Origin of the sequence: Thalassovita autumnalis, assembly GCF_001458255.1 — a bacterium.
In the GTDB taxonomy this organism is placed as follows: Bacteria; Pseudomonadota; Alphaproteobacteria; order Rhodobacterales; family Rhodobacteraceae; genus Thalassobius; species Thalassobius autumnalis.
The window spans coordinates 1-12,551 of sequence record NZ_CYSB01000036.1 but is presented as its reverse complement, the minus strand read 5'-3'; the positions used below and the strand labels follow the sequence as shown (position 1 = coordinate 12,551).

At 57.4% G+C, this 12,551-nt stretch carries 10 protein-coding genes and 1 pseudogene; 9 read left to right on the top strand and 2 right to left on the bottom strand.

The window, feature by feature from the left end; translation table 11 throughout:
• Window positions 1-6 precede the first annotated feature (6 nt).
• Window positions 7-1,056 carry a C4-dicarboxylate TRAP transporter substrate-binding protein gene (locus TL5118_RS13685; protein WP_058242668.1) on the bottom strand — a complete coding sequence of 350 codons (1,050 nt, stop codon included), beginning with the start codon at window positions 1,054-1,056 and terminating at the stop codon, window positions 7-9.
• Between the two features lie 598 nt (window positions 1,057-1,654).
• On the bottom strand, window positions 1,655-3,550 hold the full coding sequence (locus TL5118_RS13680; RefSeq protein WP_058242667.1) for an FAD-dependent monooxygenase: 1,896 nt from the start codon (window positions 3,548-3,550) through the stop codon (window positions 1,655-1,657).
• A 116-nt stretch (window positions 3,551-3,666) separates the two neighbouring features.
• Between TL5118_RS13680 and TL5118_RS13675 the strand changes: the two genes are divergently transcribed.
• The 9 genes and pseudogenes from TL5118_RS13675 (at window position 3,667) to TL5118_RS20930 (ending at window position 12,218) form a co-directional block, all read left to right on the top strand.
• On the top strand, window positions 3,667-4,089 hold the full coding sequence (locus TL5118_RS13675) for a MarR family winged helix-turn-helix transcriptional regulator (protein WP_058242666.1): 423 nt from the start codon (window positions 3,667-3,669) through the stop codon (window positions 4,087-4,089).
• Between the two features lie 80 nt (window positions 4,090-4,169).
• Window positions 4,170-4,928 carry an SDR family NAD(P)-dependent oxidoreductase gene (locus TL5118_RS13670; RefSeq protein ID WP_058242665.1) on the top strand — a complete coding sequence of 253 codons (759 nt, stop codon included), beginning with the start codon at window positions 4,170-4,172 and terminating at the stop codon, window positions 4,926-4,928.
• 9 nt (window positions 4,929-4,937) lie between these two features.
• The gene (locus TL5118_RS13665) at window positions 4,938-5,702 is read left to right on the top strand and encodes a crotonase/enoyl-CoA hydratase family protein (protein ID WP_058242664.1); all 765 of its coding nucleotides are present in this window, start codon (window positions 4,938-4,940) and stop codon (window positions 5,700-5,702) included.
• A gap of 4 nt (window positions 5,703-5,706) precedes the next feature.
• Complete coding sequence (locus TL5118_RS13660) at window positions 5,707-6,168, top strand: MarR family winged helix-turn-helix transcriptional regulator (protein ID WP_058242663.1); 462 nt, start codon at window positions 5,707-5,709, stop codon at window positions 6,166-6,168.
• A complete protein-coding gene (locus TL5118_RS13655; RefSeq protein WP_058242662.1) occupies window positions 6,165-7,973 on the top strand; it encodes a feruloyl-CoA synthase in 1,809 nt (602 codons plus the stop codon). The genes TL5118_RS13660 and TL5118_RS13655 overlap by 4 nt, the downstream gene beginning before the upstream one ends.
• Window positions 7,974-7,982: 9 nt before the next feature.
• Entirely contained in the window at window positions 7,983-8,855 is an 873-nt protein-coding gene (locus TL5118_RS13650; protein WP_058242661.1) for an amidohydrolase family protein, read from the top strand.
• On the top strand, window positions 8,852-9,325 hold the full coding sequence (locus TL5118_RS13645) for a DUF3237 domain-containing protein (RefSeq protein WP_058242660.1): 474 nt from the start codon (window positions 8,852-8,854) through the stop codon (window positions 9,323-9,325). Before TL5118_RS13650 ends, TL5118_RS13645 begins: the two co-directional genes overlap by 4 nt.
• Window positions 9,325-10,869 carry an acyl-CoA dehydrogenase family protein gene (locus TL5118_RS13640; protein WP_058242659.1) on the top strand — a complete coding sequence of 515 codons (1,545 nt, stop codon included), beginning with the start codon at window positions 9,325-9,327 and terminating at the stop codon, window positions 10,867-10,869. Before TL5118_RS13645 ends, TL5118_RS13640 begins: the two co-directional genes overlap by 1 nt.
• Window positions 10,870-11,037: 168 nt before the next feature.
• Window positions 11,038-12,218: pseudogene (locus tag TL5118_RS20930) on the top strand (IS3 family transposase).
• Window positions 12,219-12,551 lie beyond the last annotated feature (333 nt).

Here is a 12,551-nt window from a genome sequence, read left to right as displayed (position 1 = left end):
GCACCGTTAGTTTTGTGCCCAGGGGTAGCCTTCGCTATCCCGCTTAGCTGTCCATTTCGCCAACAGCCCTTGGTACTCATCCAGCATGTCCTGCCCTGGAAGACCCGCCTTGGTCGCGGTCTCAACCCAGGCGTTCACGAATTGCTCACCCTTGGTTACAAGCTTGGTGCGCTCCGCGTCATCCAGTTCGATGATCTCCACGCCATTCTCAGACATCTGAGCAACAGCCTTGTCATTGGCAGCGATAATCATCCGGCCAAATTCATCGGCCATGTCCGCCCCAGTTGCGGCCAGTAGAGCCTGCTGATCCGCCGTGAGCGAGTCGTGGGTGTCTTTGTTCATAAAGATGCCGACACCGCCAACCTGGCCCCAGTTCAGCTTGGTGTAGCTGTCCATGACTTCGTATTGTTTCAACGCCGCAACGGCATAGGAGTAGCCCTGAGAACAATCGATAAGTCCGGTGTCCAGCCCCTGATAGGCGTCATAGATTGACATGCGCACCATATTGGCACCCATTTCACCAAAGACTTTGCCGTAAGCGCCGACACCGCGCACTTTCAGATTTGTGACATCCTCGGCGGTACGAATGGCCGCGCCTTTACAGCCGATATTGACCTGGCTGGTGGTCCAGGTTCCGATGTAAACAAGGTTCTTCGCTGCCAGGTCTGCTTGCACCGCTGCATTTGCGCGCATGAACTCATCCGTTGCACGCATGCCAACCCAGGCATCCGGATTGTCCAGCGGCAGATCGGCGATACCGTAAGCGGCCATTTCCTGCGGGTAGTAAACCGCAATCAATGAACCCATGTCAGACACACCATCCTTGATGCCAGACAGGGCAGCGTTTGCCTTGAACAATGCCCCACCCCATTGGATGTCAATTTGCAGATCGCCTGCGGATCTTTCAGAAACCTGATCTGCATACCACTGCAGCGCCGCTGCGCGCGCACCCCGGTTGGGACCTGCCTCACCATGCAACAATACTGTTTGCGCATGAGCACCTGTTGCAGCCGCAGCCACCCCGGCCACAAAAGCCATCGATTTTAGAAAACGCATGTCACTCCTCCCTTGACACTCGATCCTTGAGTTGTTTTACTATGCAAAACTAAGTTTTACATATTGCTTAGACGCTACTTCTGCATGAGGAGTCGCGCAAGGGCACTTCGCCCTTTGGAACCTCCATTAATACTTAAGAACTTGATATTAAGTAAAATTTTCATATTTTCGCCGTGAGATCGTCCCCGCCCAAGACGACGCATCGGCAAAGTTAAGGCTCGCTCGGGTCCTAGACGCCTGCCTTTTTCCCGTTGCAAGAGCGCTGAGATGCTCTGCGCAACAGCGGCATCATGGCAATTGTCCTGATGGCGCACTGCCTTGATGTCTGAGACTTTACGCTTAGAGCTCGCCTCGCCTTCAGTACTGATGCCGGCAATCAAGCAACTTTGCCCAATAAATAAATTACTTAGGCAATGGCGACGGTCACTCGTACGCCGCTTTGACATAGACAGATTTCGGCAACCGAATGTAACTGGCAACACAGCCGGCAGGCATTTCCAGACCAGCCAATTACTTCCGAGATCTACTGCGGTTCGATGGCGTTGCGCCGACCTTCAGAAACAAGCGACATCAGCATCAATTGAAGGCTGAATTGGATTCAGTCAGAGACACTGTTGAGCATTATTCGTGTGAAATATTCTGTTAGTCTTGTACGGTCGCCAAGCGGCAGAACACTGGCAATGTATTGATCAGGACGCACCAAAACGATGCAGCCTTCTTCACGATTGATCTGACGCAGATCGAAAATGTCACTTTCGGGTGTCGCACAGAAAACCTTTTCGTAGTCAGTCAGTCCATAAACACCCTTAGCTGGGCGTAGCAACGGGTGCATTTGAACGTGCTCCAGGGCACGAAACCCCTGTTGATAAACAGCCCGGACATCAATCAGCCTATCGGTGTCGTCGCCCTCTTGGCGGAACATTTTCAACGGTGAAGAGGCATCAGCATTTAGATGGTCGCACAAGGCGCGCAGAGGAGCGTCGTCTTTTGGGGCGAAGACGAAAAGCGTCCAGCGCACACCCGCTTCAACAACATGGCCCAATTCCATAGGCTTGGCGTCTGCTAGACGAACAACTGGCGCCGAGTGAAACCGCGTTCCAATTTCAAACCCCGTCGCAAGGTCTTGCGCATGGTGCGCCGCGACAAGATCAGACGGTGGATACTTTACAGTGAGGCCAGCAGTGAAGCGCCCGCCTTCGATGAACTTTTTCTGCACAAGAGGCATGTCTTCCTCAGCCGAGGATTCACTAGCTGCCCCAACTGTACGAGACCAGGCATGATCATAGTCGATCAGGGCCTTTGCCGCACCTCGTCGTTCGACAGAATAGCTGTGTAGCAGGCTTGCTTTGGCGCGTCCGGTTAGGACCGAGATCAGCTTCCAGCCGAGATTGAACGTATCCCCCATGGAGACATTCATGCCTTGACCCGCCTTCGGGCTGTGGGTGTGGCAGGCATCCCCCGCTGTAAAAACGCGTGGCGTACGGACACCGCGCTCTTGCTCAGGAACGTCATCAAACCTATCGGTCAGGCGGTGTCCGACTTCATAGATTGACCACCAAACGACTTCTTTTACATCGAAGGAATGCGGGCGCAGGATGGCTTGCGCACTATTGATGATATCATCTACGCCAAGCCCGCGGTCGGCCACTCGCTCGGCTTCATCCAGTTTATCCAGCTCAACGTAGAGCCGCACAAGGTACCCCCCTTCGCGGGGCAGAACGAGCATGTTGCCCGCCCCTGACTGGATGATGGATTTCATGCGGATGTCGGGAAAATCCGTAACCGCGAGCACATCTATCACCCCCCAGGCCTGATGCGCAGAATCCCCATGCAGTTTACCCCCAATGGCACGGCGCACATTGCTGCGCGCACCGTCACAGCCGACGACATAGTTGGCGCGGATTGTCTCAAACTGCCCCCGCTTTTCTGGCGCGGTGTGCTCCAAAGTAACGCTCACGGGGTGGTCCGATGCATCTGGGTCAACTGCAACATCAACCACTTGCAGCTGGTAGTTCGGCTCAAGCCGAGACGGCGAATTTCGCATCAGGTCGAGGAACATATCGTGAATGCGCGCCTGGTTAATCAGAACATGCGGCATTTCCGAAAGCCCGTCGGCCACATCTTCGACACGGCCCGCCCGGCTGATATGAGACGGCGTTTTCTGACTTGGTGTCCAGAACGTGGTTTCATTGATCCAGAGGCTTTCGCGCTTGATCTTCTCGGCAAAGCCGAAGGCCTGAAACATCTCCATGGAACGTAGATTGATGCCGTCTGCCTGCCCCTTCTCCATCGGGCCTGACTTCGGCTCGACTATCATTGTGGAAATCTCAGGGAAACGCGCCAATTGGGCCGCAAGGCACAGGCCGGCCGGCCCGCAGCCCGCGATTAACACATCGACTTTATCTGATAACCCACTGCCCTTTCGCGAGCGATCTGGGTCTGCGGGGAATACATCCGGATCACCGGGAAGGAAGCCGTCGAGATGATATTGCATGAATGCCTCTCTTGCGATTATTGCTATTTAGTTTGCATACATACTAATTTCAGTCAAGTAGTATGTGTACACCCCATATCAGCCAGAGTATCGTGCCCCAAACCAAGGAGAGCGACATGGAAGCGCAGCACATGGCGGGCCACCTCATCAGGAGGCTTCACCAACTCTCGACGCAGGTATTTGCAATGCGGCTAAAAAAGTTGGGGCTCGAGCTGACGCCAGTACAGTTTGCGGCGCTTGACGCCATCGGGGCGCACCCCGGCGCGGATCAGGCAAGCATCGCGGCCTTGATCGCCTACGACAAGGCAACCATCGGCGGGGTGATCGACCGCCTTGAAGCCAAGGGGCTTATTGCGCGCATGCCAAGCGTGTCTGACAGGCGGGCGCGCGTGGTAAACCTGACAGAAAGCGGCGCCAAGCTTTTGGCTCAAGTAACGCCTGTTGTGCGCGATCTTCAGGATGAAATCCTCGGCCAGTTGGACAGCTCTGAACGCAAAACGTTTCTTGCATTGGCGGCGAAAGCACTTCCTAACAGATAGCCCGCAGACCGGCTTGACAGGTCCGAACACAAATAGGTATAGATCATAACTATTACCCGATGCACCTATGGGAGGGACGGATGCAGATCGACGGAAACGTGGCCATCGTCACAGGCGGCGCCAGTGGTCTTGGCGCGGCGACAGCGCGCCATCTGGCCGCAAATGGGGCCAAGGTTGGCATTTTGGACTTTGATGGCGCAGGCGCAGTACGAATTGCCGAGGAAATCGGCGGCGTTGCCGCTCAGGTAGACGTCAGCGACGATGCAGCCGTTGATGCGGCCATTACGAAAATAGAGCAGGCACTGGGCACGCCGAGGATCGCCGTCAACTGTGCTGGTATCGGGACAGCCGCCCGTATTGTGGGACGAGATGGCAAGACCAGCTTTGACGTCTTCCGCAAGACACTCGATGTCAATCTCTTCGGCACTTATGCAGTCATGACGCACGCCGCGCGGCGAATGATGGAGCTTGCGTCTGTCGAGGGCGAGCGCGGCGTCATCGTGAACACCGCGTCTGTCGCCTTTCAGGACGGGCAGCTGGGCCAAGCAGCCTACGCTGCATCTAAGGGTGCCATTGCCTCGATGGCACTGCCTGCCGCGCGTGAGTTTGCCCGCGCGGGCATACGCGTCATGACGATCGCACCAGGCCTCTTCCATACACCAATGATGGAAAGCCTGCCCGATGACGTCACAGCACAGATCACCAGCAACATTCCTCATCCGGCTCGACTAGGCGCGCCAGAGGAATACGCTTTGATGGCCGCGCAGATTGTAGCCAACCCGTACCTGAATGGCACGACCATCCGTCTTGATGGCGCAACGCGCCTCCCCCCGCGCTGAGGAGTTTTCATGTCTGACATTCTGAACATCGAGGTAGACGGGCAGATCGCCACTTTGACGATGAACCGGCCCGACAAACGCAACGCAATGTGCGAAGAGTTGCTGCACGCGCTGGAGGCGTTCTACTTCAACCCGCCCGAAGGGGTGCGTGTGGTGATCCTTACAGGTGTGGAAGGTCATTTCTGCTCGGGCCTTGATCTGGCGGAACATGTCCATCGCTCGGCCGAGGAAAACCTTTACCATTCGAGAAATTGGCACAAGCTGATGGATCAGATCAGGCTGGGTGGGTTGGCAACGGTCTCAGCGATGTTCGGCGCGGTCATCGGCGGCGGGCTTGAGCTGGCTTCGGCCACCCACGTGCGCGTCGCTGAAGCCTCGACCATTTTCCAGCTGCCGGAAGGACGGCGTGGCATCTTTGTTGGTGGTGGTGCTACCGCCAATGTGGGCCGTCTGCTGGGCGCTGACCGTATGACAGAAATGATGCTGACAGGGCGCAAGTATGGCGCTGAGGATGGGGTCGCGCTGGGACTGGCCCATTATGCGGTTGCCGATGGCACGGCGATGGCCCTGGCACAAGAACTTGCCGGGAAGATTTCGCGCAATGCGCCGCTCTCGAATTATCTGATGATCCAGGCCATCCCGCGGATCAACGATATGTCGCAGTCAGACGGGCTCTTCACCGAAAGCCTCGCTGCGGCGCTGTCGCAAACCACGCCCGATGCCGAGGAAGGGTTAAACGCCTTCCTTGAAAAGCGCGCGCCTAAGTTCCGGTGATCTCATGAGCCAACCTGAACAGAACATAACCCCGCCTCCCCATGTCAGCGATGAAACGCTGCGCCGTTTTCTCGGCTACCACATGAAGCGCGCTTTCAACGTGGTGCAGGCTGACCTGGTCGCCACGCTGAAACCATTTGAGCTGCGCATGCTGACCTACACCGCCTTGGTTTTGGTCTGCGAAAACGCTGGCCTCAGCCAGGCGCAGCTGGCGGCGGCGATGGACGTGGAACGCCCCAATATCGTCGTGATCGTCGACGAACTGGAGCGGCGCGAGCTGATCAACCGCACCCGCGTTCCGACAGACCGCCGCGCCTACGCGCTTGTCCCGACCCTCAAAGGGCGCCACCTGTGCGAGCAGGCCGTTGCCGCCGTTGAAGCACATGAGGCCAAGCTGTTTGCGGGCCTGGATGATGAAATGCGCTCAGAAATGATTGCCATCCTCTCGAAAGTGAGGGGCACATGAAACGCACGACAAACTTCAAACCGCACGCCGTAGTGCGCGAAGACCGCGCGGATGGTTCCATCCTTTTGCGCTCTGCCGAGCCGCTCAGCGAAGTGGTCGACACCACGGGCGACTGGCTGCACCGCTGGGCAGAAGACGCACCAGACCGCACCTTTATTGCCGAACGCCACGGGGCCGGATGGCGCGAAGAGAACTATGCGGAGACACTTGAAAAGGTACGCGCGATCGCGGCCTCGCTGCTTGGGCGGGGCATGGGGCCTGACACGCCGATCCTGATCATGTCAGGCAACGGGGTTGACCACGGCTTGCTGGCGCTGGCCGCTCAGTATGTCGGCATCCCTACGGTGCCAGTGGCCGAGCAATACTCCCTGATCCACGGGGCCCACGGGCGGCTGCGTCACGCCATCGAGCTGGTACGCCCGCGCATGGCCTATGTGGTCGATGCCAAGCAATATGGCGAAGCGCTCGCAATGGATGCGCTGGACGGCATCGAGGTGATCGCCACGCGCCCTGACGCGCGCACCACCCCCTTTGCCGATCTGCTCAAAGGCGACAGCTCAGACGTGGACGCAGCGCGCGCGCGCGTCGGCCCTGACAGCGTTGTGAAACTGCTGATGACCTCGGGCTCAACCTCAAGCCCCAAGGCCGTGATGACAACACAGCGCATGATGTGCGCCAATCAGGTGCAGCTGGCCGATGCCATGCCGTTCCTACGCACGCGTGCGCCGCGGATCGTTGATTGGCTGCCGTGGAACCATGTCTTTGGCGGCTCGCATAACTTCAACATGATGCTGGCCAATGGCGGTAGCCTTTACATCGACGATGGAAAACCCGTCAAAAATCTCTTCGAGCGCACGGTCGAAAATCTGTCGCTGGTGACGGGCACCCTGTGCTTCAACGTGCCCGTCGGCTTCTCCATGCTGCTAAACGCGCTGCGCGAAGATGCGGGCCTGCGCCAGCGCTTTTTTGAAGACCTCGACATGATCTTCTATGCAGGCGCTTCCCTCCCACAGGAGATCTGGCAAGGCTTTGAGCAGATGGCGATGGAGACGAAAGGCGAAGTACCTCTTATCACCTCGTCATGGGGGCTAACCGAAACCGCACCCGCGATGATGTTGCAACACGAGCCTACAGAAAACTCAGGCGTGGTAGGCGTGCCGCTCAATGGTGTCACGGCCAAGCTGATCCCCGACGGTGAGATGCGCTGCGAAGTGCGCGTCAAGGGACCGAACCTCATGCCGGGCTACTTTGAGGCGCCTGAGAAGACAGCCGAGGCTTTTGATGAGGACGGTTTCTTCATCACCGGCGACGCAATGCGCTTTGTCGATCCCGGCGACATCAACAAGGGCATGAAGTTCGACGGACGTATTTCGGAGGATTTCAAGCTGCTCACGGGCACTTGGGTGCGCGCCGCACAGCTACGCATCGACATGCTGGCGGCTCTCGCGCCGTTGGCGGCTGATCTTGTGATTACGGGTGCAGATAAAGGCGAGATCGGTGCGATGATCTTTCCGAACCTGGGCGAGCTGGAGGCCGAAGGCTTCGAGCTCGAAGATGATGCAGGCGCTTACCTTTGCCCACTGCTGCTTGGAGAAATTCACCGTCGCCTGGCGGCCCATGCAGCGACAGGTGCCAGCAGTTCAACCCGCGTCGCCCGTGCAATTGTCCTGAGCGAGCCTGCGTCGATGCCCGACGGCGAAATGACAGCCAAAGGCAATCTTAACTTCCGCAAGGTTCTGACCCGCCGCGCGGGTCTTCTCAAACGCCTTTATGCTGACGCCGATCCGGCCGTCGCAACTCTTTAGGAGAAACCCATGGTAGACATTTCCAAAGTCCGCGCCATCGACATCCACACCCACGCCGAAGAACCGTGCGGCTGCCACGCGGATGATGGCTATGACGATCTGCAGTCAACAATGGCCAGCTATTTCGGCGCGCCTTGGAGCCACCCGCCAACCATCCACCAGACCGCCGCGCATTATCGTGAGCAGAACATCGCGGCGGTGATCTTCCCCGTCGATGCCGAGCGCGAAACGGGCTACCGCCGCTACAACAACGACGAAGTCTATGAAGCTGTTTCAGAGAACAGCGACGTGCTAATCCAGTTTGCCAGCATCGACCCGTGGAAAGGCAAGATGGCCGTGCGTGAAGCCAAGCGACTGATGCGCGACTACGGGGTGAAGGGGTTCAAGTTTCACCCAACCATGCAAGGTTTCTTCGCCAACGATCGCATGGCCTACCCCTTCTATGAGGCGATCGCCGAAGAAGGTGGGATCGCGCTTTTCCATACTGGGCAAACTGGCGTGGGAAGCGGAATGCCCGGCGGCAATGGGATGCGCCTGAAGTATTCAAATCCGATGTATATGGATGACGTTGCTGTGGACTTCCCTGAACTCAAGATCATCCTCGCGCACCCATCCTTCCCCTGGCAGGAAGAGGCGCTCGCGGTGGCCCAGCACAAGCCGAATGTTTACATCGACCTTTCAGGTTGGTCGCCGAAATACTTCCCCGAGATTTTGGTGAAATACTGCAACTCGATCCTGAAGAAGAAAGTTCTGTTTGGGTCTGATTGGCCGATGATCACACCAGAGCGCTGGCTCTCGGATTTCGAGAAGATCGCGATCAAAGACCACCTGCGCGAAGATATCATCAAGGGCAACGCCGCGCGTTTGCTGGGGCTGGAATGACGCTTCGAGGTATACCCACCCCCAGACTTGAGCGCAGCTTCACGCTTCGCGTCGATCTGGGGGAGCCTATCGAGATGGGCGTTGGACGTGCTGGCCAGCGACGCATTATCCCAATCGTCGGAGGGGCGGCACTTGGCCCTGAAATCGAGGGCGAAGTGTTGAACCTTGGCGCGGACTGGCAGACCGTTTTTCCAGATGGAACCGCTCAACTCGACACGCGCTATGCAATCAAAACAACGGATGGAGCGATCATTGAGGTCGTCAATGTCGGCACCCGACATGGCCCAACCGAAGCGATGGAGCGACTTGCGAACGGGGAAGATGTGCCGCCTTCGCAATACTATATGCGGACCGCTGCGCGACTTGAAACAGGCGACGCAGGCTACCGCTGGGTCAACCACATGATCTTCGTTTGCGCAGGCGTCCGCCGCGCCTCAAGCGTTGAAATCACTTACTTCAAGGTGCTCTGATGAAGCCTTTTGCCGCCCCTCTAGACGACATCCTCTTTACACTCGCCCATGTGGCTGAAGCCAGTAAGCTGCCCGATTATGACGCCGAACTGACACGTGAGGTCGGCGCGCATTTCGCCGCCTTTGCAGAAGGCGAGATCGCCCCGCTCGACGAAGTGGGCGACGTTCAGGGCTGCCGTCTTGAAGGCGGACGCGTGAAGATGCCCGACGGCTTCGCCCCTTGCTACGCCGCCTATGCTGAGCAGGGATGGCCTGCCCTCACAGTGCCCGAAGAATACGGCGGACAGGGTATGAGCGCGCTCATGCTCGCCGTCACCTCCGAAGTTTTCTCAGGCGCCAACCACGCGTTGCAGATGGTCACGGGCCTTGTTCCAGGCGCGGTGCGGGTGCTCAGGCATTTCGGTAACGAAGAACAGCGCGCGCGGATCATGCCCCGGCTGGCATCGGGTGACATGCTGCCCACCATGTGTCTCACAGAACCGGGCGCCGGGTCCGACCTTGCGCGCATCCGGTGCCGCGCAGAAGAGCACGCGGAAGGGTGGGCGATTTCGGGCGAGAAGATTTTCATCTCGGGTGGCGATCAGAACATGTCCAAGCGCATCTTGCACCTCGTTCTGGCGCGCACCTCTGACAATGGTGTCAAAGGCTTGTCCTTGTTCCTTTGCCCCTGCACCCGTAGTGACGGCAGCCGCAATGCCGTGACGGTAACGCGGATCGAAGAAAAGATGGGCCTTCACGCGTCGCCTACGTGCCAACTCGCCTTCGACGATGCCGAGGCGGAGCTGATCGGAGAGGAAGGCCAAGGCCTTGCCGCCATGTTCGCAATGATGAACCACGCCCGAGCAGACGTGGCGCTACAGGGGGTGGCACATGCTGCGCGCGCCTATGATATCGCCGCGAGCTATGCTGCTGAGCGGGTACAGGGCCGCGGCCTTGATGGTGCTTCGACCACGATTGACAAGCATGCCGATGTCCGCCGCATGCTTGACGAGATCGACCGCCTCGCCCTTGGCGCGCGGGCCATGGCGCATCTGGCTTGCGTCAAAATGGAACAGGGCGACACCCCCGATTTGGTTGAGTTTCTGACACCTCTGGCAAAGGTTTACTGTACCGAAGCGGGCATGCGCGCGGCCGAGTTGGGAATGCAGGTTCTCGGAGGCTATGGCTACCTGCGGGAATACCGGATCGAACAAACCTACCGCGATGCCCGCATCACCGCGATCTATGAAGGCACCAACGGTATTCATGCTCGCATGATGGCGACGCGCCTCGCAGGCGGCGCAGCAGGCGACGCCTTTGCCTCCTTCTTAATGGATGAAGCGGACCGTGTCCCAAGCGAAAAAATCAGGGCTCTGATAGAACATTGGCAGGCCACCCGCGAACAGGTACTGCGCACCGACGACCCAACCGCTTTGGCTGAGGCGTTCCTGCAAGCCAGCACCAACGCTTTGCTTGCTTGCCTGTGGGCGCGTATTGACGGCAAGGTGCAGCACCATCCCGATCCTATCCGTCTGAAACGTTTGTGTTCGAAATCTCCCAAATAGTGCCAACAAACAAGCAGTTATTCTCATTTCGATGCGACGACCAGACGCTCCCCCGAACTGATTGATTGCCGTGCCTATTTTGGGCTGAGATCGACCTTTGGTGCTGACCCAGCCCCCTGAAATCGGGCCATTGGGGTGTTAGTAATTCGTCCAATTGAAGGATGGAGCATGAAACGTAGATTTTCAGACGAACAGATCATCGGAATGATCAAAGAGTATGAAGCTGGTGTGAAGGCGCAGGAGTTGTGTCGCCGCAACGGCATCAGTGATGCGACCTTCTATAAATACCAAGCAAAGTTTGGCGGCATGAATGTGTCGGATGCCAAGAAGCTTCGTGCTCTTGAAAACGAGAACAACAAGCTGAAACGCATACTTGCAGATGCAATGCTGGATAACGCCGCGCTTAAGGATCTTGCCACAATGGAGCAGATCGAAAGCCACTGGTCCGAGTGAGCGCCTGCGACGCTACTGACGCCTGACGTGAAGCGACGAGCCGAGCGTGATGTGATGGATCAGCATGGCCTGTCAGAGCATCGGGCGTGTGAATTGGCTGACCTGCATAGGTCTGTCTTTTAGTACCAAATGCAGGGACAAGGCGATGGCGCTCTGCGAAAGCGGCTGCGTGAACTGGCGAATGAACGGCGTCGGTTTGGATATCGTCGTTTGGGAATCCTGCTTGCCAGAGAGGGCTTTGAAGTGAGTCACAAGAAGCTCTTGCACTTATATCGTGAAGAGGGTTTGGCCGTGCGCCGCAGACTTTCGAGAAAACGAGCTTTAGGCACGCGCAGGCCCATTTTGCCGCCGGATCGTGCCAATCAGCGGTGGTCGTTGGACTTTGTGTCTGATGCATTTTAAGACAGCCAGAGATTCCGTGTGCCGTGTATCGCGGATGACTGCACGCGAGAAGCACTGGCAACGGTTGTGGATCGTTCTTTGTCTGGGATGCGACTGACCCGAGAGTTGGATGAGCTGATCCGTCGGCGCGGTCAGCCCGATATGGTTGTCTCTGATAATGGAACGGAGATGACATCGCACGCTGTTCTAAGATGGTGCCAGGACACTGGCGTGAACTGGCATTACATCGCGCCCGGAAAACCTATGCAAAATGCATTCGTCGAAAGCTTCAAGGGCAGGCTGCGAGACCATGCCTGAATGAACACATCTTCGGCAATCTCGCTGAAGCCAGAAAGATCATTGAAAACTGGAGAATTGATTACAATACCCAAAGACCACACACTTCGCTTGGCGGACTGTCCCCAGCCGTTTACGTCAATCTCAACCGCGCCACCCGGCCTGCTTCGGTTGAGCTACGCAATGGCTCCGCTCAGCAGGCCTTGACCGCAACCTAATCACGAGAAAGAAACAGGGACGGATTCTCCATCTAAACGGACCGGATCAAGGGGCTGGGTCATCGGTTGTGGCCTCACGGGCCCTATCACCAGCCAGTCGGCGTTTCCTCTGTCTCGGCTCTTTCGAACCGATGGCATTCACCTCGACAGTCTATGAAGTCCTTCGACCATTTGTAGTAGATGCCCTGAGAGATGCCTTCAGGACAGCACAGCTCAGCATTCGACCATTGTCCTCGGACCAATGGCGGACAACAATCTCATTGTCTTCACCGCAAAGGGTATCCGTCCGGTATCGGGGCGGTTTCAGGCTTTTTCGGGGCGCCAGTTCCATGG

Excerpts from the sequence above, each read along its gene's own strand:
- TL5118_RS13685 (WP_058242668.1), bottom strand. The coding sequence starts at position 1,056 with ATGCGTTTTCTAAAATCGATGGCTTTTGTGGCCGGGGTGGCTGCGGCT.
- TL5118_RS13680 (WP_058242667.1), bottom strand. The coding sequence starts at position 3,550 with ATGCAATATCATCTCGACGGCTTCCTTCCCGGTGATCCGGATGTATTC.
- TL5118_RS13675 (WP_058242666.1), top strand. The coding sequence starts at position 3,667 with ATGGAAGCGCAGCACATGGCGGGCCACCTCATCAGGAGGCTTCACCAA.
- TL5118_RS13670 (WP_058242665.1), top strand. The coding sequence starts at position 4,170 with ATGCAGATCGACGGAAACGTGGCCATCGTCACAGGCGGCGCCAGTGGT.
- TL5118_RS13665 (WP_058242664.1), top strand. The coding sequence starts at position 4,938 with ATGTCTGACATTCTGAACATCGAGGTAGACGGGCAGATCGCCACTTTG.
- TL5118_RS13660 (WP_058242663.1), top strand. The coding sequence starts at position 5,707 with ATGAGCCAACCTGAACAGAACATAACCCCGCCTCCCCATGTCAGCGAT.
- TL5118_RS13655 (WP_058242662.1), top strand. The coding sequence starts at position 6,165 with ATGAAACGCACGACAAACTTCAAACCGCACGCCGTAGTGCGCGAAGAC.
- TL5118_RS13650 (WP_058242661.1), top strand. The coding sequence starts at position 7,983 with ATGGTAGACATTTCCAAAGTCCGCGCCATCGACATCCACACCCACGCC.
- TL5118_RS13645 (WP_058242660.1), top strand. The coding sequence starts at position 8,852 with ATGACGCTTCGAGGTATACCCACCCCCAGACTTGAGCGCAGCTTCACG.
- TL5118_RS13640 (WP_058242659.1), top strand. The coding sequence starts at position 9,325 with ATGAAGCCTTTTGCCGCCCCTCTAGACGACATCCTCTTTACACTCGCC.